This is a genomic window from Microbacterium sp. ARD31 (assembly GCF_031844425.1).
In genome coordinates, this window is record NZ_JAUZVE010000020.1 from 126,013 (window position 1) to 149,483 (window position 23,471).

At 73.0% G+C, this 23,471-nt stretch carries 21 protein-coding genes and 1 pseudogene; 13 read left to right on the top strand and 9 right to left on the bottom strand.

Annotation, left to right across the window (positions count from 1 at the left end; translation table 11 throughout):
* Positions 1–43: 43 nt before the first annotated feature.
* Complete coding sequence (locus tag Q9S36_RS31660; RefSeq protein WP_311288809.1) at positions 44–550, top strand: ATP-dependent zinc protease; 507 nt, start codon at positions 44–46, stop codon at positions 548–550.
* Between the two features lie 4 nt (positions 551–554).
* Here Q9S36_RS31660 and Q9S36_RS31665 read toward each other — a convergent pair whose 3' ends face one another.
* A complete protein-coding gene (locus Q9S36_RS31665; protein ID WP_311288810.1) occupies positions 555–1,895 on the bottom strand; it encodes a hypothetical protein in 1,341 nt (446 codons plus the stop codon).
* Positions 1,896–2,073: 178 nt separating this feature from the next.
* Between Q9S36_RS31665 and Q9S36_RS31670 the strand changes: the two genes are divergently transcribed.
* Both Q9S36_RS31670 and Q9S36_RS31675 read left to right on the top strand, forming a co-directional pair.
* Complete coding sequence (locus Q9S36_RS31670) at positions 2,074–3,606, top strand: carbohydrate-binding domain-containing protein (RefSeq protein ID WP_311288811.1); 1,533 nt, start codon at positions 2,074–2,076, stop codon at positions 3,604–3,606.
* Between the two features lie 66 nt (positions 3,607–3,672).
* Positions 3,673–4,059, top strand: a complete 387-nt coding sequence (locus Q9S36_RS31675; protein WP_311288812.1) for a hypothetical protein — start codon at positions 3,673–3,675, stop codon at positions 4,057–4,059.
* Positions 4,060–4,133: 74 nt separating this feature from the next.
* On the opposite strand, the gene Q9S36_RS31680 is transcribed toward Q9S36_RS31675, so the two are convergent.
* Positions 4,134–9,095, bottom strand: a complete 4,962-nt coding sequence (locus tag Q9S36_RS31680; protein ID WP_311288813.1) for an Ig-like domain repeat protein — start codon at positions 9,093–9,095, stop codon at positions 4,134–4,136.
* 193 nt (positions 9,096–9,288) lie between these two features.
* On the opposite strand from Q9S36_RS31680, the gene Q9S36_RS31685 reads away from it, so the two are divergent.
* From Q9S36_RS31685 to Q9S36_RS31700, 4 genes are read left to right on the top strand one after another with little or no spacing between them, the layout of a single operon-like run.
* Positions 9,289–10,236, top strand: coding sequence for a succinylglutamate desuccinylase/aspartoacylase family protein (locus tag Q9S36_RS31685; protein WP_311288814.1), 948 nt, complete (start codon positions 9,289–9,291; stop codon positions 10,234–10,236).
* Positions 10,237–10,246: 10 nt separating this feature from the next.
* Positions 10,247–11,440, top strand: a complete 1,194-nt coding sequence (locus tag Q9S36_RS31690) for a cysteine desulfurase-like protein (RefSeq protein WP_311288815.1) — start codon at positions 10,247–10,249, stop codon at positions 11,438–11,440.
* Positions 11,441–11,481: 41 nt separating this feature from the next.
* Positions 11,482–11,829 (top strand): PadR family transcriptional regulator, encoded by a 348-nt coding sequence (locus Q9S36_RS31695; protein ID WP_311288816.1) that lies wholly within the window; start codon positions 11,482–11,484, stop codon positions 11,827–11,829.
* The gene (locus Q9S36_RS31700; protein ID WP_311288817.1) at positions 11,822–12,664 is read left to right on the top strand and encodes a hypothetical protein; all 843 of its coding nucleotides are present in this window, start codon (positions 11,822–11,824) and stop codon (positions 12,662–12,664) included. Before Q9S36_RS31695 ends, Q9S36_RS31700 begins: the two co-directional genes overlap by 8 nt.
* Here Q9S36_RS31700 and Q9S36_RS31705 read toward each other — a convergent pair.
* Both Q9S36_RS31705 and Q9S36_RS31710 read right to left on the bottom strand, forming a co-directional pair.
* Positions 12,643–13,503 carry a GCN5 family acetyltransferase gene (locus tag Q9S36_RS31705; RefSeq protein WP_311288818.1) on the bottom strand — a complete coding sequence of 287 codons (861 nt, stop codon included), beginning with the start codon at positions 13,501–13,503 and terminating at the stop codon, positions 12,643–12,645. The two genes, Q9S36_RS31700 and Q9S36_RS31705, sit on opposite strands and share 22 nt — an antisense overlap.
* A gap of 43 nt (positions 13,504–13,546) precedes the next feature.
* A complete protein-coding gene (locus Q9S36_RS31710) occupies positions 13,547–13,777 on the bottom strand; it encodes a hypothetical protein (RefSeq protein ID WP_311288819.1) in 231 nt (76 codons plus the stop codon).
* Positions 13,778–13,873: 96 nt separating this feature from the next.
* Between Q9S36_RS31710 and Q9S36_RS31715 the strand changes: the two genes are divergently transcribed.
* Together Q9S36_RS31715 and Q9S36_RS31720 are read left to right on the top strand one after the other, a co-directional pair.
* A complete protein-coding gene (locus Q9S36_RS31715) occupies positions 13,874–14,704 on the top strand; it encodes a hypothetical protein (RefSeq protein WP_311288820.1) in 831 nt (276 codons plus the stop codon).
* A gap of 45 nt (positions 14,705–14,749) precedes the next feature.
* Positions 14,750–15,793 (top strand): DNA polymerase IV, encoded by a 1,044-nt coding sequence (locus tag Q9S36_RS31720; protein WP_311288821.1) that lies wholly within the window; start codon positions 14,750–14,752, stop codon positions 15,791–15,793.
* A gap of 166 nt (positions 15,794–15,959) precedes the next feature.
* On the opposite strand, the gene Q9S36_RS31725 is transcribed toward Q9S36_RS31720, so the two are convergent.
* A complete protein-coding gene (locus tag Q9S36_RS31725; RefSeq protein ID WP_311288822.1) occupies positions 15,960–18,509 on the bottom strand; it encodes an ABC transporter permease in 2,550 nt (849 codons plus the stop codon).
* Positions 18,510–18,511: 2 nt separating this feature from the next.
* Entirely contained in the window at positions 18,512–19,318 is an 807-nt protein-coding gene (locus Q9S36_RS31730) for an ABC transporter ATP-binding protein (protein WP_396653883.1), read from the bottom strand.
* Between the two features lie 103 nt (positions 19,319–19,421).
* Between Q9S36_RS31730 and Q9S36_RS31735 the strand changes: the two genes are divergently transcribed.
* Positions 19,422–20,027: a LysE/ArgO family amino acid transporter gene (locus Q9S36_RS31735; RefSeq protein ID WP_311288824.1), complete on the top strand. Its 606-nt coding sequence runs from the start codon at positions 19,422–19,424 to the stop codon at positions 20,025–20,027.
* A 136-nt stretch (positions 20,028–20,163) separates the two neighbouring features.
* Positions 20,164–20,574, top strand: coding sequence for a DUF1801 domain-containing protein (locus Q9S36_RS31740; protein WP_311288825.1), 411 nt, complete (start codon positions 20,164–20,166; stop codon positions 20,572–20,574).
* 3 nt (positions 20,575–20,577) lie between these two features.
* Here the strand turns inward: Q9S36_RS31740 and Q9S36_RS31745 are convergent, their stop codons facing one another.
* Positions 20,578–20,757 (bottom strand): hypothetical protein, encoded by a 180-nt coding sequence (locus tag Q9S36_RS31745; RefSeq protein WP_311288826.1) that lies wholly within the window; start codon positions 20,755–20,757, stop codon positions 20,578–20,580.
* A gap of 50 nt (positions 20,758–20,807) precedes the next feature.
* Between Q9S36_RS31745 and Q9S36_RS31750 the strand changes: the two genes are divergently transcribed.
* Positions 20,808–21,440, top strand: a complete 633-nt coding sequence (locus tag Q9S36_RS31750) for a hypothetical protein (RefSeq protein ID WP_311288827.1) — start codon at positions 20,808–20,810, stop codon at positions 21,438–21,440.
* On the opposite strand, the gene Q9S36_RS31755 is transcribed toward Q9S36_RS31750, so the two are convergent.
* A complete protein-coding gene (locus Q9S36_RS31755) occupies positions 21,430–22,386 on the bottom strand; it encodes a WYL domain-containing protein (RefSeq protein ID WP_311288828.1) in 957 nt (318 codons plus the stop codon). The genes Q9S36_RS31750 and Q9S36_RS31755 overlap by 11 nt on opposite strands.
* 137 nt (positions 22,387–22,523) lie before the next feature.
* Between Q9S36_RS31755 and Q9S36_RS31760 the strand changes: the two genes are divergently transcribed.
* On the top strand, positions 22,524–23,207 hold the full coding sequence (locus Q9S36_RS31760) for an alpha/beta hydrolase (protein ID WP_311288829.1): 684 nt from the start codon (positions 22,524–22,526) through the stop codon (positions 23,205–23,207).
* A gap of 16 nt (positions 23,208–23,223) precedes the next feature.
* On the opposite strand, the pseudogene Q9S36_RS31765 reads toward Q9S36_RS31760, so the two are convergent.
* Positions 23,224–23,471: pseudogene (locus Q9S36_RS31765) on the bottom strand (hypothetical protein); the annotation flags it as partial.

Genomic DNA, 23,471 nt, shown 5'->3' on the forward strand with positions numbered 1-23,471 from the left:
CCATACAACCACCCCCGTCGCGCGGCCCTGACAGGATGGCGAGGTGTCCTCCACACCGAGCCCGCCCGACGCACCGGACGAGTCCGCACCCGAGCAGGTCGTGGTCGGGTGGCGGGAGTGGGTCTCGCTGCCGCAGGCCGACGTGCCGTGGGTGAAGGCCAAGATCGACACCGGCGCGCGGTCGTCGGCGATCCACGCCTTCGACCTCGAGGTGTTCGAGCGCGACGGCCAGGAGTGGGTGCGCTTCTCCATCCACCCGTGGCAGCGCTCCGACGAGGAGGCCCACGAGCTGACCCTGCCGGTGCTCGACCGGCGCGAGGTCCGCTCCAGCAACGGCCAGACCGAGACGAGGTACGCCGTCGCGCTCGACGTCGTCCTCGCCGGTCGCACGATCACCACGGTCATGACGCTGAGCAACCGCGACGAGATGGGCTTCCGGATGCTGATCGGGCGCGAGGCCCTCGAGCGCGGCTTCCTCGTCGACTCCTCGCGGTCCTACGCCGGCGGCAAGCCGCGACGCGCGGTGCGCCGGAAGAACTGGGGCAAGTAGCTGCTCAGCGCCGCCTGATCTCGCAGGACCGCACCTTCTCGGCGCTGCAGCGGTCGCGGCCCGCGTTGCCGAACGCCTTGTCCCGGCCGGGACCACCGACCAGCAGGTCGTTCTGCCGCCCGCCCTGCAGCGTGTCGCGGCCGCGGTCGCCGTACAGCCGGAACCCGTGCTTGCCGCAGCGCAGTCCGCCCTCGAAGTAGTCGTCGCCTCGGCTCTGGCGGATGTCGTCCTTGCCGCCGCGGCCGCGCACGGTCGCCCGGCAGGCGTAGAACCTGAGGTCGTCGCCCTGGTCGGTGCCCTTGAGGACGAGCCTCTTGGCGCCGACGAGCTGGGTCTCGAACCCGGCGAAGGTGCTGCGGGACGTGCTGCCGGCGCGCGTGGTCTTGATGCGCTCACGCAACAGGTCGAGGTCGAGCTTCTTCCCCGCCCACAGGGCGACGTGGTCCTCGCCGGACCCGCCGAGGTAGCGGCTGCCGCGGGCACCGAGGTTCTCGTCGCCGAGCAGCAGCGTGTCGGCGCCACCACCCATGTCGAGGCGCTGGCGGCCCTGGTGGGCCCTGGCGAAGACGATCTCGAGCTCCTCGTCGCGGTCGCTGCCGACGAACTCGAAGCGGGCCGGCGCCGGGGTGGCCTTGCTGCCGGTGCGGAAGCGATCGAAGCCGGTCCACCGCAGCGTCACCACGCCGTCCTCGGTCCGCGTCCCCGTCACCGCGTCCACGACGACCGTGCCCGGGCCGGAGTCGAAGGCCAGCTGGCCGCCGCCCCCGCCGTCGAGCCCGGCGCCGGCGCCCATCGGGCCGTCCCACACGAGGGTGCTGCCGAAGCCCGCCCCGTCGTCGGCACCCAGCGCGACCACGTCGCTGTTGGGCACCGTCGGGTCGGACCCCGACCGGACGTAGTCGTCACCGCCCGCACCCGTGGTGATCGTGTCGCGCTCGGTGTCGACCACGTCGTAGGCCACGCTGAGGGTGCCGCCCGCGACGTCCTCGTCGTAGGCCGAGCCCGTGTACGTGTCGCTGCCGGCGCCCAGCTGCACGTCCACCGCCCCCACGACCGCCGAGGCGTCGACGACGTCGTCACCCGCGCCGGCGTCCGCCCGGACGTCGCCGAAGACCTGGCCGCCGGTGATGCACACGAGGTCGGCGCCGCCGAGGGCGTCGGTGCTCCTGGCGCCGTTGGTCACGATGACGTCCGCGCCCTCGGTGCCCGTGAGCCCGAGCTGGCCGGGCGTGCCGACGACGGTGGCCGGCCGCCCCTGGCAGGTCTCACCCGCAGCGGACGCAGCGGGTGCGGTGAGCAGGGTCGCGGCGAGCAGTCCGGTGGCCAGCAGCGGCAGGTGTCGCATGGAGGGTCCTTCACGAGTCGGGTACGTCGTGGGTGTGACGCACGCCGGCCTGTCGAGGTTGTGACGTCCTCACAGCAGACCCACAAGGACGGCCCACGCCCCGGACAGGTGGCACCAGCAGCATCGGTCCCACGAGCTGCCGCTGACGCGGCGCCCCGACAGACGAAAGGCCGCACCCATGCGCCTCCCTTCCCGACCCGCCCGACCAGCCCGCCTCCGCCAGGCCCTCGCCGGAGCCGCGGCCGCCGTCCTCCTCGCGGGGTGCGGCGCCTCGGTCGCCGACGACACGGCCGCCAGCACGGCCGGCCCCTCGAGCGCGTCCGGATCGACCAGCGCCGTCGTGTCGACCGACGCGACCACCGTCGACGGTGCCCTCGCCGACGACGTCGCCGTCGAGACCGGCGACACGTCCTACGTCGAGGCCGACGCGACCGCGGTCACGCTCTCGGGCTCGGACGCCGAGTCCGACAGCGACGCGGTCAGCAGCTCGGACGGCACGGTGACGATCTCCGCAGCCGACACCTACGTGCTCAGCGGCGACCTCAGCGGACAGGTGGTCGTCGACAGCGCCGGCGACGGCGTCGTACGCCTCGTGCTGGACGGCGCGTCGATCACCTCGGACACCTCGGCCGCGATCGACGTCGTGGACGCCGGGTCGGTGGTCGTGGTCCTCGCCGACGGCAGCACCAACACGCTCGAGGACGCGGCCACCTACGACGACACCTCTGCGGACGCGCCGACCGGCGCGCTCTACTCGACCGCCGACCTGACGATCGGCGGCAGTGGGTCACTGACGGTGACCGGCAACAGCAACAACGGCATCGTCGGCAAGGACGGCCTGGTCGTCACCGGCGGCACCATCGACGTGACCTCCGTGGACGACGGGATCATCGGCAAGGACTACCTCGTCCTGACCGACGGCGCCGTCACCGTCGACGCCACCGGCGACGGCGTGAAGTCCGACAACACCGAGGACGCCGGCGCCGGCTTCGTGCTCGTCGAGGGCGGCGAGCTGACAGTGTCCTCGCAGGACGACGGGATCAAGGGCGTCCAGGTGCTCGTCTCGGGCGGCACCGTCGACGTGACCGGGTCGACCGAGGCGATGGAAGGCTCGCTCGTCATCGTCGACGACGGGGACATCGAGCTGCACTCCGCCGACGACGGCGTCAACGTCGCCTCCTCCGACGACAGCGCGGCCGTCGACGGGCAGGCCGGCATGGGTGGCATGGCGGCCGACGACTCGCTCCAGCTGTACGTCAACGGCGGCACGCTCGAGGTGTGGGCCAGCGGCGACGGGCTGGACTCCAACGGTTCGGCGACCATCACCGGCGGCGACATCGTCGTGCACGGCCCGACGACCGACGGCAACGGAGCCCTCGACGTCAACGGCGCCTTCGAGGTCACCGGCGGCACGCTGCTGGCCACCGGCAGCGCCGGGATGATGGTCGCTCCATCGGCCGACTCCGCCCAGGGCTGGATCGCCACCGCACTGGACACCACCGCGGCCGCGGGCTCGGAGGTCGTGGTCACCGACGCCGACGGCGCCGAGGTGGCGACGTACACGCTCGCGAAGGACGCCGCGTCCGTCGTCTACTCCGCCGCCGGCATCACCGACGGCGAGACCTACACCGTCACCGTCGACGGCACGGCGGCCACCGTCACCGCCGGCCAGGCCCCCGCCGGGGGCCACGGCGGCCCGATGGGCGGCTGAGCGATGACCGACGCCACGCCCACCTCCACCACACGCACGTCCACCACACCACCGGAAGGAACCACGATGAGCGACCAGACCGACGACCCCACCACCCCCGCGAGCTCCGCCCCCAGCGCTGAGCCGCGTCGGGCCCGCTGGTCGCGCGCCGTCCGCGGCCGCCGGGCCATGGCAGCTGGTGCCGTCGTGGCCGGCCTGGCGATCGGCGGTGCCGGCTTCGGCGCCGGGTACGCCGTCGGCGACGACGGCTCGAGCGCCACGGGGACGACCCAGCAGCAGGTCACCGACGACGGGTGGGGCGAGCGCGGCTTCCCCGGTCCCGGCGGAGACCTCGGCGTCCCTCCTGGCGGGACGACCGGCCAGCAACCCGACTTCGACGGCGACGGCCAGCCCGACAGCGGGACGGGATCCGACTCGGGCAGCACCGGGTCCGGGAGCACCCAGAACAGCTGACCCACTGACCGGCTCGCCCCGGGTCACCTCCGTCCCCCGGGAGGTGCCCGGGGCGAGCCTCGTCGTGGATCCGGTCAGCCGACCACCAGGGCGACCTTGGCGGAGCCCGATCCGGTGACGCCGGGGCCGCCGGCGTAGACCGCGCGGAGCTTGTAGCGGCCCTTGCCGAGCTTGGCGAGCTTCACCTTGCCGACCCCCTTGGCCGAGGCGCTGAGGGTGAGCGTGCCGACGACCTTCTTGCCGGCGTAGACCTTCACCACGCCCGTGGGCGTCGCACCACGCGCGACCACGGTGACGGTCACGACCGCCCGCTTGCCGGGCGCGACCTTCTTCGGTGCCTTGAGGCTCGTCGTGGACGAGACCGGCTGGCTCGGCGTGGTCGGCGTCGGGCTCGTCGGCGTCGGCGTCGGCGTGGGCGTCGGGGTCGGCGTCGGCGTAGGCGTCGGGTTCGGCGAGGGCGGCGGGGGCACCACCGGCGCGGCCACGCCGGTGACCGTCCGCGAGGTCACCTGCCCGGTCGCCCGGCCCGGCGCGGTCGCGGTGATCCGCACCGAGATGAGTCGACCGACGTCGGCGCTCACCACGGCGTACGTCGTCCCCGTCGCGCCGGAGATCGGCTGGCCGTCCCGCAGCCACTGGTGGGACTCGGCGACGTCCACCGGCGTCCAGGTGGCCGGGGGTGCGGTGAGCGTCGACCCGACCTGGCTGGTGCCGCTCGGCACGGGCAGCGCCGGCGCGGTCGGTGCGTCACCCAGCACGCCGGTGACCGCGGCGCTCGTGCTGGTGGCGTCCTTGTGGCCGGCGAGCCGACCGACGTAGCGGACCGCGAGCGCCTTGCCGACGTCCTGCGGGACCACGGCGTACGTCGAGCTGGTCGCGCCGGCGATCGGCGCGCCGTCGCGCAGCCACTGCAGGGTGCTCTGCACCCCGTCGAGGTCCCACACCGGGGCGACTGCCGACAGGGTCATGCCCACCTTCGGCGTGCCGGACACGCGGGCCGCGCCCAGCGCCACCGGCGCGTCCCCGACGAGACCCGTGACCGGGGCGCTCGTCGCGACGCCGTCTGCTCGACCCGCGACCCGGCCCGTGTAGCGCACGGCGAGCGTGGCGCCGACGTCCTCGGGGCCCACGGTGAAGGTCGCGAGCGTCGCACCGCTCACGGGGTAGCCGTTGCGCAGCCACTGGATGTTGTTCTGCACCCCGCTTTGGGTCCACGTGGGCGCGGTCGAGCTCAGCGTTGCGCCGACCTTCGGGGTGCCCTGGACCTTCGGCGGGGCCGTGGCCGTGACGGCAGGTCCCTGGACGGCGGTGATGGCGTTGCTCGTGACCACCGTCGGCGTCCGACCGGGCAGCGTGCCGGTGGCCTCGAGCGCGATCGCGTTGTTGAGGTCGCCGGCGACGAGCGTGTACGTCGCCGAGGTGGCGCCGGTGATCGGCTGGCCGTTGCGCACCCACTGCAGGGTCGTGGCCGTGCCCGCGCGGTCCCACTGGGTCGCCGTCGAGGTGAGCGTGGACCCCACCTGGCCCGTGCCGGACACGACGGGCGCCTTGGTGGCGACCGGGCCCGCGCCGGGCTTGCCCGTGATCGCCGCGCTCGTGGAGGTGCCGGTGCCGAACTCGGGCGACGAGCCCGTGACGACCACGGTGAGGGACGCGCCGACGTCAGCCACGGCGACCCGGTACGTCTTGGCGGTGGCGCCGGCGATCGGCTGGCCGTTGCGGCGCCACGCGTAGGTCTCCGTGACCCCCGGGACGCTCCACGTCGGCGAGACCGCGGTCAGCGTGCTGTCGAAGACCCCGGTGCCGCTGATCTTCGCCGCGACGGTCGCCGTCGGCGTGCCGCCCATGGTGAAGCTGCGCCAGGGGCCCGGGGCGGAGGGCCGGTTGTCGGCGTCGATGGACTGCACGCGCCACTCGTAGGTGGCGCCCGTCGTCAGCCCGGTCGGCGGCGCGAAGGCCGTGGCCGGGGTGATGGCCGACGGGGGCGTCGCGGTGAGGCCGGCCTGGCGGTACTCCACCTTGTACTTCGCCGCTCCGGCCCGGGGCAGCCAGCGCAGCACGAGGTTGCGCGGGCCGACGACCGCGCCGGCGGCCGGGGAGGAGAGGGTCGGCGCGGGCAGGGTGACCTTGAACGTCGCCGGGGTCGACCACGGGCCGGCGTTGCCGGCCGCGTCCACGCGGGACACCCGCCAGACGTAGGGCGTGTCCGAGGCAGGCAGGGTCGCGACGCCGCCGGCACCGGTGGCGTAGGCGGCACGCTTGGTCTGCTTGTTGACCTTGAGGTTGGGGCCGGAGAAGTTGGCGTCGTTGTTGGCCGCCACCTGGATGTTGTACGCGCCGGCGAAGGGCATGGCCTTCCACTGGAAGGGCACCGCGCCGTCGACGATCGGGACCGACCCGCCGGCCGGGGTGACCGGCGAGGTCAGCTCGGGCCTGGGGCTGGTCTTGGTGAACTTCCGGGTGGGCGACCAGCCGAGCCGGTTGTCGTTGGCGTCGATCACCTGGACCCGCCAGTAGACCGGGCCGTCGGGGTAGAGCTTCTCCGCCGAGGTGTAGGTCGGCTGGTCCACGACGGCCGTCTCGTAGATCGTCGAGAACGTCGGCTGCAGCGACACCTGGATCTCGTAGGACTTCGCGGACTGGTAGCTCTGCTCGCCGGTCGGCGCGTAGGTCGTGGCCCGGTTGGTGTCGTAGTAGTCCTCCCAGGCGAAGGTGACCTCGGTGCCGGACTCGACGGCCTGGTCCGCCGGGGCCTGCAGCTTCACCGGGGGCGAGGTCTTGCGGAAGGCGTGCCGTGCCGGGTTGACCGTGGAGCGCGGGTCCGGCCCGCACAGGGTCGGCGTCTTGCAGGGCTGGATGAACCAGTAGTACGGCGTCTGCGCCTGGCTGTCCTGCAGGGCCTTCTGCGCGTAGGTGAACCGCGGCGCCCAGCGGGTGTTGACCGTCCTGGGCGGGCTCGCCGTGAGTGCCCCGGAGGTGAAGTCACCGTCCTTGGACACGTGGACGCGGTACTCCGAGGCGTACGGCACCGGGTCCCAGTCGAGGACCGGGGTCGCCGGGAGGCCGTCGCACAGCTCGGTCGCGCCGTCCTCGAGCGTCTTGGTGCACGCCTGGTCGTCGTCGAGGGCCGAGCCGGTCAGGGCGAGGCGCTGACCGGTGACAGGGCCGAGGGCACGCACCGTGAAGGTGGAGACGGAGCTCGCCCCGATCGGCACACCGTTGAGGCCGTATGCCTCGACGTACCACTGGTAACTGCCGTCGCGCAGGAAGGAGACAGAGGTGTCGGTGGCCGCCGGGTAGTAGTGGGACTTGCTGAGGATCGGCGCGTAGGACGGCGCGAACCAGTTGCCGGTGACGGCGTCACCGATGGCGATCCTGTAGTAGGCGGCGCCATCGATCGCTCCCCACTGCAGGTTGGGGGCGTCGTAGGTGGCAGCGCCGCCGTAGGGCACGAGGGGCGTGCTGGTGTCAGGCGGCTGGAGGTTCATGTCGAAGGAGCCCGACGAGGAGATCATCGTCGTGCGCCCGGACACGTCGAGGGCGCGGATCTGCCAGCGGTACGGCCCGTCGGCGGGGGCGAGATAGGTCGAGGCCGTGTAGGACGTGGAGTACGTGGTCGCGCTGTCCACCTTAGCGTTGGAGCGGTTGAGCAACGACACCTCGTACTTGTCGGTGCCGGGCACCGGAGCCCAGTCCACGGTCGGCACGTCGAGGACGTCTCCGGCCTCGGGGGTGAGGATGCGGAAGGCCTCCTGGTCGGTGTACACGAACGCCTGGGGCTCCGAGAAGATGCCGAGCTCCGGAAGGGGCGCGTCGATCGGCCGCACCTTCCAGTAGTACGTGATGCCCTCCGACGGAACCATGCACTGGTCGCCGACCTCGCCGGGCGTGTAGGTGGTGCCTGCGACGTCACAGCTGGTGGTCGTGGGTGAGGTCGTCGTGAAGTTCGCGTCGGTGCTCACCCACACCTGGTAGTGGGAGGCGTGCGGGACCGGCGTCCACTCGAAGTAGAGGTCGTCGTGCACCTCGGTGGGTGACGCGGCAGTGCCGAGCGGGTGGACCGGCTGGGGCGTGTCGCGCCAGACCCGGTCGAAGGCGTAGTGCACGTCCGGCGACAGGTTCACCCACTCGGTGGGGTTGCCGTCGAGGTCGCGGGCCCGGACCCGCCAGTAGTACTGGTCGTTGCCGAAGGTGGTCTTGGGCGAGAAGCGCGTGCCGAGGATCTTGGTCGGGATGCCCGTCACCTTGCTGCTGAAGTCGAAGTCGTCGTCGACCTCGAGCTCGTAGTACTGCGCGCCGCGGACGGGCTTCCAGTCCAGCACGACGTCGGTGATGTCCTCGTCGTTGGTCGGCGCGACGACCTCCGGGGTGCCGATCGGCTGGACGTCGAACGAGCGCGCCTCGGAGTAGTCGGTGGCGACGCCGTCGGACAGGGTGGCGCGCACGCGCCAGTAGTAGTCGACGTACGGCGCCTGGTTGTTGGTGATGACGTGGCTGGTGGCCTTCGTCGTCACCGTCGTCGGGTCGACGAACCCGTCCTCGGTGTCGATCTCGACCGTGTAGCCGGTCGCGCCCTCGACCTGGCTCCACGTGAGCAGGGAGGGCTCGTCGGGCTGGGCCAGCGTGGCGCCGTCGGCGGGACCGGTGAGGGAGGGACCGGCCAGCGCGTTGACGGTGAAGGAGGTCTCGGCCCAGTCGCTCCACGCGTTGCTCGCGTCCTTGGCGCGCACCCGCACGAACTGCGAGCCGGTCGCGAACATCCGCGTCGGCACCGACGTCGTACGCACCGTCGTGACCGACCACTCCGGCGAGCCGAAGCCGGGGTCGTCGTCCACCTGCACCTCGTACGACGTCGCGGTCGCGTCGGAGGTCCAGGTGATCTCGATCGTCGGACCGTTGCTGCCCGACGGTCCGGTGATCACCGGGCTCGCCGGGGCGGCGGCTGCCGGGACGCCCTGGAGGGCCACCCCCGTCACCGCGACCGCCAACGCTGCGTGGACGAGTCGACGGCACACCGAAGACACGGACTTGGACATGCGTTTCCCCCTGGGCGTTCTGGTCCGAACGCGGCGACGCTACGGGCCACGCCCATCCGGGAGCGCCTGATCCACGACAACTAGTCACTTCTAGCCATACGAGTCGAGACGATCGGTGGAGGGAGGGCGTGCGCGACGGCCGCGACTACCCTGAGCAGGTGACCTCCATCGCCGCCCCCCGCAGGACCGCGTAGTGGCGCGCGAGTCCTTCGCGATCGGCAACGTCCGGATCCGGGCGGGGTCGCTGCGGGCGCTCGAGCTCCCGATCACCCGCCTGGTCACCGGCTCCGACGTGACCCTGCCCGTCCGGGTCGTCCACGGCCGCGAGGACGGGCCCACCGTGTGGGTCGACGCCGCCATCCACGGCGACGAGGTCGTCGGCGTGGAGGTGATCCGCCAGGTGATGTCGGGCCTCGACCCGAAGTCGTTCCGCGGCACGCTCGTCGCCGTCCCGATCGTCAACGTGCTCGGCTTCATGAACGGCGACCGCTACCTCCCCGACCGCCGCGACCTCAACCGGTCGTTCCCCGGCTCGGCGCGCGGGTCGCTCGCCAGCCGGATCGCGCACCTGTTCATGCGCGAGATCGTCGCCGGCTGCGACGTCGGCATCGACCTCCACACCGGCTCCGACCGCCGCAGCAACCTGCCCCAGGTGCGGGCGGACCTCGACGACGAGCGCACCCGCGAGCTCGCCGCCGCCTTCGGCGCGCCGGTGATGCTGCACGCGAAGATCCGGGACGGCTCGCTGCGCCACGCCGCCCGCGAGCAGGGCGCGAAGGTGCTGCTCTACGAGGCCGGCGAGCCGCTGCGCTTCGACGACTACGCCGTCGAGGCCGGCGTCGTCGGCGTACGCCGCGTCCTGGCGGCCCTCGGCATGACCGACCGCGTCGACGAGCCGCCGGTCGAGCCCAGCCTCGAGTGCCGCTCCAGCGGCTGGGTGCGCGCGCGCCGGACCGGGATCCTGCACCTCGACGCCCACCTCGGCCAGAAGGTCAGCGACGGCGAGCGCCTCGGCACCCTCTTCGACTCCTTCGGCAAGACCCTACGGGCGGTCTACGCCAACCGCGACGGCATCGTGATCGGCCGGACCGAGGCGCCCCTCGTGAACTCCGGCGACGCGGTCGTGCACATCGCCAACTAGCGTTCCCCGCATGTTCGACGTCAGCGCCTTCCGCGCCGGGTTCCCCTCCCTCGCGTCCGGCATCGCCCACTTCGACAACCCCGGCGGCACCCAGACGCCGGCCGTCGTCGGCGAGGCGATCGCCCGCACCCTCACCGGGCCGCTCTCCCAGCGGGGGTCCGCCACGACCAGCCAGCGCAACGCCGAGGAGGCGGTCGCCGGCTTCCGCTCCGCCGTCGCCGACCTCATGAACGGGGTGCCCGGCGGCGTGGTCCACGGCCGCAGCGCGACCGCGCTGACGTACGACGTCTCGCGCACCCTCGCGCGGGCCTGGTCGCCGGGCGACGAGGTGGTGGTCTGCGAGCTGGACCACGACTCCAACGTCCGTCCGTGGATCCAGGCCGCCGAGCGCGCCGGCGCGACCGTGCGGTGGCTCCGCCTCGTACCGGCGACCGGCGAGCTCGACCTGTCCTCCCTCGACGTCATCACCGAGCGCACGCGGCTGGTCGCCCTGACCGCGGCCTCCAACCTGCTCGGCACCCGGCCGCCCGTCGCGACGGTCGCGGAGCGCGCGCACCAGGTCGGCGCGCTCGTCCACGTCGACGCGGTGCACCACGCCGCCCACGCGGCGCCCGACGTCACGGCCATGGGCGCCGACCTGGTGGTGTGCTCGCCCTACAAGTTCTTCGGTCCGCACTGCGGGGCGCTCATCGCCGACCCGGCGCTGCTCGACACGTTGCGACCCGACAAGCTCCTGCCGTCGTCGGACGCCGTCCCCGAGCGCTTCGAGCTCGGCACGCTCCCCTACGAGCTGCTAGCCGGGGTCACGGCCGCGGTCGACCTGATCGCCTCGCTCGGCACCGGCAGCTCCCGACGCGAGCGGCTCGTCTCGGCGGCCGCGTCGATCGCCGACCACGAGCTCCGGTTGCGGGTCCGGATCGAGGAGGGCCTCGCCGCCCTCGGCGACCGGCTCACCCTCCACTCGCGCGCGGTCGACCGCACCTCGACGCTGTTCGTCACCCTCCGCGACCGCGAGCCGGCCGACGTCCACGAGGAGCTCGCGAAGCAGGACGTGCTCGTCCCGGCCGGCACGTTCTACGCCCACGAGACCTTCCGCGCCCTCGGGCTGCCGGTCGACTCGGGCCTGCGGATCGGCCTCGCGGCCTACAGCGACGACGCCGACGTGGACCGCCTGCTCGACGGGCTGGCGGGCGCGCTCGCCTGAGGTATTGCACAGGTATCTAGATACATGCTGTACTTAGATACGTGAACGATGCAGCGCGTTGGTCGGCACCGTGGATCCGTGCCGCCCTCGACCTCGCCGTGCTGGCGAGCCTGACCGAGGGGCGGCTCCACGGCTATGCGATCGCCCAGGCCCTGTCGGCCCACGGGTTCGGACTGCTGAAGGGCGGCTCGCTCTACCCCGTGCTCGGTCGCCTCGAGGAGGCCGGCGACGTCGAGGCCGCGTGGACCGAAGGTGACGGAGGCCCGGGCCGCAAGGAGTACGCCCTCACCGACCGCGGGCGCGAGCGCCTGGAGCGCGAGCTCGCCGCGTGGGGCGAGCTGGGCGAGACACTGACGACGATGGGCACGGGGGCGATCCGCAATGGCTGAGCAGACGACACCACTGGCCTCGACCATCAGGTCCTTCGACTCCGCGCGGGGCGAGGAGATGGACGGCGTCTGGGCGTTCGGGGTCTCCTGGTCGCTGATGATGCGCGACGTCGACCCCTCCCTCGTCGACGAGGGCCTGCGCGAGGCGCTCGACATCGTGCGGAGCACCCAGGAGTCGCCGGAGGTGCTGTTCGGCACCGCGACCGAGCACGCCGACGCGCTCTACGAGCAGTGGCGCTCCGAGGGCCGGCTCGTGCTCCGCGGTGACGTCACGACGTGGCGCGAAGGCGTGGCCATGGGACTCGGGCTGGGCCTCGCGACGGGCGTGGCGTACGCCCTGCTGCTCCTCCTGCGCGACGACGCCGGGACCGTGACCGTCCTCCGCGGGCTGGGTGTCGCGCTCGCGGTGGGTCTCGGCGGAGCCCTCCTCCACACCGCGTGGTCCCGCAGGCACCTCCGCCGGCCGCCACGCCCCGGCGAGACGGCCGACCTCCGCTGGTCCCTGGAGCTGGCCGAGATCCTGCGGACCCGGTGCTCGATGTCGGGAGCTCGCGTCCGCGACGTCCTCGCGGAGGCCGACGCCCACGCACGCGATGCGGGTCGCTCGCTGGAGGACGAGTTCGGGACCCCGCAGGAGTACGCCGCCCGCTTCGCGCCCGACCTCGTGCGTCGCAGCCGCTGGAGGTTCGCAGGGTTCGTGGCGATGGCCCTCCTCACAGGCGCGTTCTTCGTCGACGGACCCACCTGGTCGACCGGCCTCATCACGGCGATCTGGACGTGGTGGGCCGTGCGCGAGCGCCGACACGGCGTGGCTCAGGCGCGCCGCCGGCGATAGGTGCGGGTGCGCGCACCCGGCTCGAAGCCGATCCCGCGGTAGAGCCGGGCGGGGGCCGGGTAGTCGTCGTCACCGCGCGGGCAGACCAGGCCTTCCGTGGCGCCGGCGTCGCGGGCCGCGGTGAGGGCCGAGACCGAGGCCGCGGTGGCCAGACCTCGGCGGCCGTGCGCCTCGACGCACCCGACGGGCTCGACGAGGGCGACGCCGGTCGTGGCATCGAGCCACACGCAGCACGACGCCACCCACTCGCCGCCGGGTGCGATGACGACGTGGTCGAGCTCCGGGCGGTAGGGCGGGGTCCGCATCAGTCGCTCGTAGGCGGCCGTCGTCACCCGTGACGTCGGCGACCAGGCGGCGCGGTGGACGGCAGCCCGCTGCTCGTGCTCGTCGGCGCGCACCGCGCGGACGGCGTACCCCTCGGGGAGGACGACCGGCGGCAGCTCGGACAGCGCGAGGTGGTGGTGGGTGAACCACGGGGCCTCGACCTCGGTGAAGCCGTGGTCCTCGAGGACGTCGATGACGACGCGCTCCGACTCCAGGGGGCTCGTCGTGACCTCGTCGTCGGACTCCGCCAGGGCCGCGGTGACGACCGCGTCGACGGCAGTCGGATCGGTGCCGCAGACCTCCAGCCAGTCACGCGACTCGAGCCAGGCCCACGCGTCGTCGAGCAGGAACGCCGGACCGAGGTCGAGGACTTCGGGCTCGCCGTAGGCGGCCGACCAGGCGAGCTGCCCCGGGTGGTGGCGCGAGCGACGCGACCACAGCCGCGAGGCCAGCGCCTGCATCCGGGGCAGCGCGTGGTCGAGGTCGAGCCGCTCGGGCGCCGGCACGGGTGTCATGGGCGCACTGTGGCACTGCCGCCCGCAGAAGCGCCCCTGCTTTTCAGTCCTCGACCTGCTCGGCGACCTCCTCCGAGCCCGCGCCCTGCTCGTGCGCGCGGGAGTCGAGGCCGTCGGTGTCGACGGTGTCGCCGACGGTCGCGTTGCCGGCCGGCTCGGCGTCGAGCGCGCGCTGCCGGTCCTCGTCGCTGACCCGCTCGCCGGCGCCGGGGAACACCGACTCCTCGGGGTGCTCGGCGTAGGCGTCGGGCTCGGTGCGGTCGTCGCTGCTCATGTCGTGGACCGTACGCCGCCCGCCCGCCGGACGATGCGCCCCGAGGGGTGGGCGCCGGCAGGTGACGGATCCGTCGGAGCGGAGGATGCTCACCCCATGGCCTTCCCCGAGATCCGCGACGCCACGGCCGAGGGGACGGTGCGCGTGGAGGCGTGGGACGCGGCCGCGCTCGTCGGCCACGCCACGGCGCGCCCGGTGCAGCTGTTCGAGCGCGAGCACCTGTGCGACGTGCAGGTCGACGGCGCCCGACGACGTGAGGGCATCGGGACCGCGTTGTGGACCGCCCTCGACGCCGCCGTGCCGCCGGGCGACGCGATGCTCTGCCGGGTCCTGCACGCCGACCCCGTCGCGGTCGGCTTCGCGGCCTCGATCGGTCACGACCTCGTCGAGCTCTGCCCCGCGCCGCAGGCGGACCCGACCACCGTGCCGTGGGCGGCGTGGTGCGCGCGCCAGCCCGTGCCGGTCGGGTCCGTCGCCGTGGGGACCGACGGGGTGCCGGAGGCCGACCTCGAGGAGGCGTGGGTGGACTACTACGTCTGGGCGCACGAGATGATCGGTCCCCTGCGTCCCCGCGCGGAGGTCGCCGCCGCGTCCGCAGGCCTGGGTGCGTACGTCGACCACGGGGTGTCGAGCGTGGTCATCCGGGGTGGCCGGGTGGTGGCGCTCAGCCTGGTCTTCAGTGAGCCGGCGGAGGACGGCATCGTCCGGGTGCTCGCCGAGACGCCGCACGTCGACGAGCCCGACGGGGAGCACCTCGTCGCGGCCGCACTGGCACGCACGCTGACCCTGCTCGCGGGCCGCGACGTGCGGCTCGTCGAGATGGAGGGGCGCACCTTCGACCCCCACCTGCCCGCCGTCATCGAGACCTTCCCGCCCCACGACAGCAATCCGATGAGCGTGGTCCGGCTGCATCGCGCCGCCCGCTGAGCGACGTACGCCCTCGGTGTCGGAGCGACCGGCCACAATGACGAGGTGCCACGCCACTGGGTGCTCCACGTCGACATGGACCAGTTCCTCGTCGCCGTCGAGCTGCTGCGCCGCCCCGAGCTGGTCGGCCTCCCGGTGGTCGTCGGCGGGCGCGGCGACCCCACCGAGCGTGCGGTCGTCTCCACCGCCTCCTACGAGGCCCGGGCCCACGGCGTGCGCAGCGGGCTGGCCCTGAAGATCGCGCGCCGCCGCTCCCCCGACGCGGTCTTCCTCCCGGTCGACTTCCCCGTCTACGAGGAGGCGTCGGCGCGCGTGATGGAGACGCTGCGCGCGGTCCCGGGCGCCGTCGTCGAGGTGCTCGGCTGGGACGAGGCGTTCGTCGGCGTGGAGACCGACGACCCGGTCGCCACGGCGCGGTCGATCCAGGCGGCGGTGCTCGAGGCGACCGGCCTGCACTGCTCGGTCGGCATCGGCGACACCCTCGTCCGGGCGAAGATCGCCACCGACTTCGGCAAGCCGCAGGGCACCTTCGTGCTGACCCGTGACAACTGGATGGACGTGATGGGCGCACGCCCCACGACCGCCCTCTGGGGCGTCGGCACCAGGATCGGCGCGCGGCTCGAGTCGATCGGGATCCGCACCGTCGCCGACCTCGCCGGTGCCGACGAGGAGGCGCTGGTCGCGACGTTCGGGCCGTCCAACGGGCCGCACCTCGGCCGGCTCGGTCGCGGCGGTGGGCGCTCGCGGCCCGACGACACTCCGTGGGTGCCGCGGGCTCACGGCCGCGAGACGACCTACCAGTCCGACCTGACGAACGCCGAGCAGGTGCGCGACGCCCTGGCCGAGCTCGCCGCTCGCGTCGTCGACGACGTCCGCAAGGAGCAGCGCGCCGTGCAGCGGGTGCACCTCAAGATCCGGTTCGCGCCGTTCTTCACCTTCACCCGGATCCGCAAGCTGCCCGAGGCGACGTACGACGTCGACGTGATCGCGCGCACGGCGTTCGAGCTCTACCTCGCCCTCGACGACCTGCGGCCGGTCCGGCTGCTCGGCGTGCGCGGGGAAATGGTGCCGCCGGAGGGCGGCTACTGACCCCGCGCGCGCTCCGTGGTGACAGTTCACCAAGGTATGTCGTCGAACCCGCACTTCCCTCGATCAACTGATCGAGGGAAGTGCCGGTCCGTCTGCATACCGTGATGAACCATCAGCGCTCAGCCGCCGAGCCGCGAGAGGCCGGCCGTGAGGCGTCCGGCGGGCCTCACTCGGTGGCGATGGCCTCCAGCACCTTCATCCGCGACGCACGCACCGCGGGGACGATCGCGGCCAGCACGCCGAAGACGACGGCGATCACGAGGAAGACCACGAGCGACCCGAGCGGGAGGGAGAGCACCGTCAGGTCCTCCGAGAGGGACTGGCGCAGCGCCACCCCGATGAGGAGCCCCACCGCGAGGCCGAGCACGGCGCCGAGCACCGCGATCGCGATCGACTCCAGGGTGATCATCCGGCGCAGCCGCCTGCGCGACAGGCCGACCGCCCGCAACAGGCCCACCTCCCGGGTCCGCTCGATCACGCTCAGGCCGAGGGTGTTGACGATGCCGATCACCGCGATGATCACCGCGAGGGCGAGCAGGCCGTAGATCAGGAACAGCAGCTGGTTGACCTGCTGCTTGATCAGCTCGGCGAACCCTTCCTTGTCCTGCACGGTGACGACCGGGGTGTCCTCGACCACCGCGTCGAGCGCCTCCTGCACCTCGCCGACGTCGGCTCCGTCGGCGACGTTGATGCTGAGGGTGCTGTCGTTGCGCCGCAGCCCGGCCTGCTCCAGGACGCTCATCGGCATCGTCACCCCGCCGGTGATGGGGGTGTCCTCGAAGATGCCGACGACCTCGAGGTCGATCGTCTGCCCACCGGGGAACGCCACCGGCAGCGTCGTACCGACGTCGGCGTCGAGCTCGCCGGCCTTCGACTCGCTGAGGATCGCCTGGTCGCCGCGCATGTCCTGGGTGCCGCGGCGCATGTCGAGCTCGTAGATCTCGGCGAACGCGCGGTCCACGCCCGAGACGAAGTCCTGGTCCTTCTTGACCAGCGCCACGGTGCCCTGCATCCGGGAGACCGTCCCGACGCCCTCGACCTCGGCCATCTCGTCGCCGATGCGGGTGGGGAACCCTTGGAAGCTGGGGGACTGGACGAGGAAGTCGCTGCGGAACTCCTGGTCGACGAGCTCGTCGTTGGTCGCACTGAGCGAGGACGCCAGCACGCCGACGGCCGACACCACGGCCAGCCCGATCATCAGGGCGGAGGCGGTGGCACCCGTACGGCGCGGGTTGCGCAGGGCGTTCTCGCCGGCGAGCTTGCCGGCGGTGCCGAAGACCTTGCCGAAGACGGAGCGGCAGGCCAGCAGCACCGGCCGCCCGAGCACGGGAGCCATCACGGCGACGGTGATCACCCAGATCACCGAGCCCGCGCCGATCCACGCCGGGTCGGCGCCGGGCGCGCCGACGAGTCCCGCGCCGATCAGGGCCGCGCCGACGAGCAGCGCGAAGGTGCCCAGGACCAGACGCCGGCGACCCAGGGCCTTCTCCTGCACGGTCAGGTCGTCGCGGAGAGCGGCGACCGGAGCGACCTTCGCCGCCCGCCGGGCCGGCACGAACGCGGCGACCATCGTGACGGCGATGCCGACGACGTACGCCGTCACGATCGTCGAGGGCGTCAGCACCAGCACGTCGCCGGCGATGTCGAGGCCCTGCGACCGGAAGACCGCGGCGAGGCCGCGCGAGAGGCCCAGGCCCAGCAGCAGGCCGAGCGTGGAGCCGAGGACCGCCATCAGGAACGCCTCGACGAGCACCGACCTCGTCACCTGCCGGCGACTCGCCCCGAGCGCGCGCAGCAGCGCCGACTCGCGCACCCGCTGGGAGACCAGGATGGAGAAGGTGTTGAAGATGATGAACGCCCCGACGACGATCGCGATCACGGCGAAGGCGACGAGGAAGTAGCCGATGACGTCGAGGAACTGCCCGATCTGCTCGTCGGACTCGTCGATGACCTCCTGCCCGGTCACCGCGGTGAACCCGTCGGGGAGGACCGTCTTCGCCGCGTCGGCGAGCTCGGTCTGGCTGACGCCGTCGGCGCCGGTGAGGGCCACCGTGGTGAAGGCGTCCTCACCCTCGAGGAACAGGTCCTGGGCCTCGCTCGTCTCGAGCAGCGCCAGGGTGGCCCCGGCGGTCCCGCCACCGTTGAAGTTGGACGTGCCGACGAGCTCGAACTTCTTGCGGAGCTCGCCGACCGGCAGCAGGAGGGTGACCTCGTCGCCGATGTCGTAGCCGCCCCGCTCGGCGGAGGACTCGTCGAGGTTGATCTCCCCCGGCTGCTCGGGCCACCTGCCGTCCTCGAGGATCAGGATGTCCTCGCCGGCGATGTTGGTGCCGCCACCCTCGTAGTAGTTGAAGGCCAGGGTCGGGGCGCCGGTGCCACCGACGAGCTTGCCGTCCTCGCCGAGGAGGTAGGCGCCCACCCCGTCGACGCTGCCCTGCGCGTCGGCGACCTCGGGCAGTGCACGGAGCTCCTCGACCACGCTGGGCTCGACGAGCTTGGTGGTGCCGGCCCCGGAGGCCTGCAAGGACACCTCGCCCTCGGTGCGGACGAGGGCGTCGGAGGTCGAGCCCTCGATGATGTTGTCGAAGGTCGCGCCCAGCCCGTGGCTGAAGGTCAGCACGCCGGCGAGGAAGCCGATGCCGAGGACGATCGCCAGCGTGCTCATGACCAGGCGGACCTTGCGGGCCACCAGGTTGCGCCAGGTGAGGCGGAACATGCTCAGCCCGCCTTCTCGTCAGCGTGCGCGGCGCGGGCCGTGGCGGCGTCCTGGAGCCGGCCCATCCGCTCCAGGATCGCGTCGCGGTCGGGGTCGCGCAGCTCGTCGACGATCAAGCCGTCGGCCAGGAAGAGGACCCGGTCGGTGTACGACGCCGCGACGGGGTCGTGGGTCACCATGACCACCGTCTGGCCGAACTCGTCGACGCTGCGGCGCAGGAAGCCGAGGACCTCGGCCGAGCTCGTGGAGTCGAGGTTGCCGGTGGGCTCGTCGGCGAAGACGATCGAGGGCCGGCTCACCAGCGCGCGGGCGCACGCGACCCGCTGCTGCTGGCCGCCCGACATCTCACTGGGTCGGTGACCCAGGCGAGGGCGGAGGCCGACGGCCTCGATGACCGCGTCGAACCACTCCTTGTCGGGCTTCTTCCCGGCCAGGTCGAGGGGCAGCAGGATGTTCTCCTGGGCGGTCAGCGTCGGTACCAGGTTGAACGCCTGGAACACGAAGCCGATCCGGTCGCGACGCAGGTTGGTCAGCGCCTTGTCCTTCAGCGAGGTCAGCGAGGTGCCGTCGACGACGGCCTCGCCGGAGGTCGGTGTGTCGAGCGCGGCCAGGCAGTGCATCAAGGTGGACTTGCCGGACCCGGAGGGCCCCATGATGGCGGTGAACTCCCCCTTCATCAGGTCGACGGTGACCCCGTCGAGGGCCCTCACCTCGGCCTCTTCCGATCCGTAGACCTTGACCAGGTCCCGTGCGCTGGCTGCGACGCCGCGCGCCGCTCCCCCCGTGGTGTGCTCAGTCATGCCGAGCATCCTCCCAAAGGGTGGGAAAGCACGGCCATGGGATATCTCCCGCACCCGACCCTGACATCTGTCAGGGACGGCCCCGGGGTCGCACGGGCCTAGATTGTGCGTCGTGGGGGATGTCGCGGCCGGCCTGCTGACGGGGCTCTCCCTCATCGTGGCGATCGGGGCACAGAACGCCTTCGTGCTCCGTCAGGGCCTCCGGCGCAGCCACGTGGGTGCGGTGGTGGCGGTCTGCGCCGTGTCCGACCTGGCGCTCATCATCGCCGGCGTCGCCGGTGTCGGCGTGGTGGTCGACCGGGCCCCTTGGGCCGTCGAGGTGGTGCGCTGGCTCGGCGTCGCGTTCCTGACGGCGTACGGCGTCGCCTCGCTGCGGCGCGCTCGCCGCCCGGAGGTCCTCGCCGTCGACGGGGACGCGCCCGAGGCCCGCGGCGGCGTGGTCGCCAAGGCGGTCGCCCTGACGTGGCTCAACCCGCACGTCTACCTCGACACCGTGCTGCTGCTCGGCTCCATCGCGGGCACGCACGGCCACCCGGGGCGCTGGTGGTTCGCGGGCGGCGCGTGCGCGGCCAGCGTCCTGTGGTTCGCCGCCCTCGGGTACGGCGCCCGGCTGGCCGCACCCCGCCTCGCCGACCCGCGTGCCTGGCAGGTCCTCGACGTGGTGATCGGCCTGGTCATGCTCGCGATCGCGGCCCGGCTGGCCGTCGGCGGCGCCTGAGCCCGCCGGCGTACTCCAGTGACGAACGGCTGCCTTCCGCCGGGTAGTCCAGTGGCGAGCTGCTGCCTCCCGGCCGCGTCGACGACAGCTCGCCACTGGACTACCCCGAGATCGCAGGCAGGAGGACGATGAGCGCATGAGCGACCGCAAGACCCTTCCCACCGACGTCGCGGTCGGGGCCGTTCTCGACGCAGCACCGGAGCCGCGCCGCAGCGACGCCCAGGCCGTGCTCGACCTGATGCGGCAGGTCACCGGGACCGAGCCGGTGGTCTGGGGGCCCTCGATGATCGGGTTCGGTCGTCAGCCCTACACGACCGCGGACGGCAAGGAGCGCGAGTGGTTCGCCCTCGGCCTGTCCCCCCGGAAGGCAGCGCTGACGCTCTACGGATTGACCCACCAAGGCTCCGACGACGACCTGCTCGAGCGGCTCGGACCCCACACCACCGGCAAGAGCTGCCTCTACCTCAAGAGCCTCGACGCGGTGGACCTGACCGTCCTCACCGAGCTGGTCGAGCGGGCCTGGCAGGAGAACCACCGGCCCGCCTGAGGATCATTCGGAGGTCGCGTCCCCGGCCGCGCGGGCGACGGCCTCGTCGTGGCGGGCGTGGAGGCGGGTGCGGATCTCGTCGGCGTCGTAGTGGCGGCGCTCCCGCTCGTCGCGGGCGACGGCCGCGCCGGTGGCGACCCCGGCCAGGATCCCGGCGAGACCGAGCAGCTTCCACGCGCGCATGGGGGGAGAGTAGCCCCCGTGCCGTGGTGCACTGCGGCAGACTTCGCCCCATGGCACCCGCCCTGAGCCTCGACGAGGCCGTCGACCTCACCCGCAGCGGCGACATCTGGCTCTTCCGCGGGCGGCGGGCGCCGGACCGGGCGATCCGGGCGGTGACCAACTCGCCGGTCAACCACGTGGGGATGGCGGTGGTCGTCGACGACCTGCCGCCGCTGATCTTCCACGCCGAGCTGGGCAAGCGGCAGATGGACATGTGGACCGGGGGCCACCACCGCGGCGTACAGCTGCACGACCTCCGCGAGGCGGTCGCTCGCTGGCAGGGGGAGTACGACCAGGACGCGTGGCTGCGCCAGCTCCATCCCGAGATCGGCCGGGGGGAGGAGGACGGGATGCTGCGCGCGGTGGCCCGGCTCGACGGCGTCTCGTTCCCCAGCCTGACCAGGCTCGGGGCGCGCTGGCTGCGGGGTCGCGACGCCTACGTCCCGCACCGCAAGCGGGGCCAGCGCGCCACCCCCGAGGCGGCGTTCTGCGCCGAGATCGTGGCCACCTGCTACATCGAGATGGGCATCCTCCGCGACGACCGCCGCGCGACCTGGTACGACCCGGGCAAGTTCTGGAGCGGCGACTACCTCCCCATCTCCGAGGGCTGGACCCTCGGCAAGGAGGTCGCGGTCAGCCGCTGACCGAGCGCGACAGTCGCTCCCCGACCTGGGCCACGGCGGCGCGGAGCTCGTCGCCCCCGACGACGGTGAAGGGGAACGGCACCCCGGCCAGCCACTCGCCGGCGTACGCCTGGGGGTTGTTCGTGCTGCCCACCAGCTGGCACCGGCCGTCCGGCAGCTCGGTCAGGTCGCCGAGCGTGGGCCGGACCCAGGGACGCACGTCCTGCAACGGGGCGTCGAAGACCACGTGCGTCCCGTGCTCCCAGCCCTTGCCGAGGTTGGCCTCGAGGGCGGTGGCGGGGTCGAGGTCGGCGGGCACCTCGAAGGTCTCCTCGAGCTGGGCGACCTCCGTGATCCGGTCGATGCGGAAGGTGCGCAGCGCGTCGGCGTGGTGGGAGTGGCACAACAGGTACCACCGGCCGTAGCGCACGACCACCGACCAGGGGTCCACCTCGAACGTGCGGGCGTTGCCGGCGGCCGTGCGGTATCCGACACGCACCCGGCGCTGCGCGGCGACCGACGCCACGAGCTCGCTCGTCACCGCGGGGTCGGGCTTCACCGGCCAGCGCTCCGGAACCGTCCGGGCGGTCTCGCGCATGGCCACGGCCTGCCGCGCGACGTTGGTCGGCAGCACGCGCAGGAGCTTCCCGAGGGCCGAGCCGACCGGGTCGTCGGGATCGGCGACCGCGTGCTGGGAGTCGAGCGCGGCCATGACCAGCCCGAGCGCCTCGGTGGCGGTGAAGACCAACGGCGGCAGGCGGAGGCCGCGCCCGAGGGTGTAGCCGCCGTAGGGCCCGCGGGTGGACTCCACCGGGATCTCGGCCTCGCGCAGGATCGCCACGTAGCGGCGGGCGGCGCGCTCGGTGACGCCGAGCCGCTGGGCGAGCTCGGCCGCGGTGATGCCCGGGCGGCCCTGGAGGATGTCGAGCGCGCGCAGCGCCCGCGCGGTCGGGCTGATCTCGCTCATCCGGTGCTCCTCATGTCGAGATCATGTCACCGGTTCCGGTCGTGGAACGTCCGGAACCGGTCCTACCGTGTCTGACGGCGCCGGGTTTCCAGGCTCGCTGCGCTCGCACCTCAACCAACGGGACAACGGGAGAACTCATGGACATCGTGCTGATCGCAGGACTCTGGCTCGACGGCTCGGCGTGGGACGACGTGCTGCCGGAGCTGGAGAGGCTCGGCCACCGCGGCATCCCCGTGACGCTGCCGGGCCACGGCGACGGCACCACCGCCGCGACGTACGACGACCAGGCGGGCGCGGTGCTCGCCGCGGTCGACGCGGCCGAGGGCCGTCCGCTCGTCGTGGGCCACTCCGCCGCCTGCACGCTGGCGTGGGTGGCCGCGGACCGGCGTCCCGACGACGTGACCGGCGTGGTGCTGATCGGGGGGTTCCCCACCACCGACGGCCAGGCCTACGCCGACTTCTTCGAGCCGACCGGCGAGGGGGTGCCGTTCCCGGGCTGGGAGCCCTTCGAGGGCCCGGACTCCGACGACATGTCCGCCGAGCTCAAGGCCGAGGTCGCCGCGGGGGCGCACCCCGTGCCCGTCGGGGTCGCCAAGGGCATCGTGCGGTGGACCGACGAGCGCCGCCACGGTGTGCCGCTGACGCTGGTGTGCCCGGAGTTCAGCCCTGAGCAGGCCAAGGAGTGGATCGCGTCCGGCGACGTCCCCGAGCTGGCGGACGCCACCGCCCTCCAGCTCGTCGACATCGACTCCGGCCACTGGCCGATGTTCACGCAGCCCGCGGCGCTCGCGGCCCTGCTGGACGACGCGACGAGGCGCTGAGGACCCGGGCGGTCCCTCAGTCGAGGAGCTGCTCGGGGCCGGCCGCCACCGTCGGGGTGTCGGCCGGTCCGGCGCCTGCGGCCACGGCCGGCACCTTGCCGTTGACCGGCGTCACGGGCGTCAGCGGGGCGACGAAGTAGCCGCTCGGAACGCCGGAGGCCGGGTCGAGGTCGAGCCCGGACAGCTCAGCCGGTGCCACCCCGAGCATGACCGCCACCGTCGCGGCGTTCTCCGGGCGCGCGGCCGGGTCCTTCTGGAGCAGCG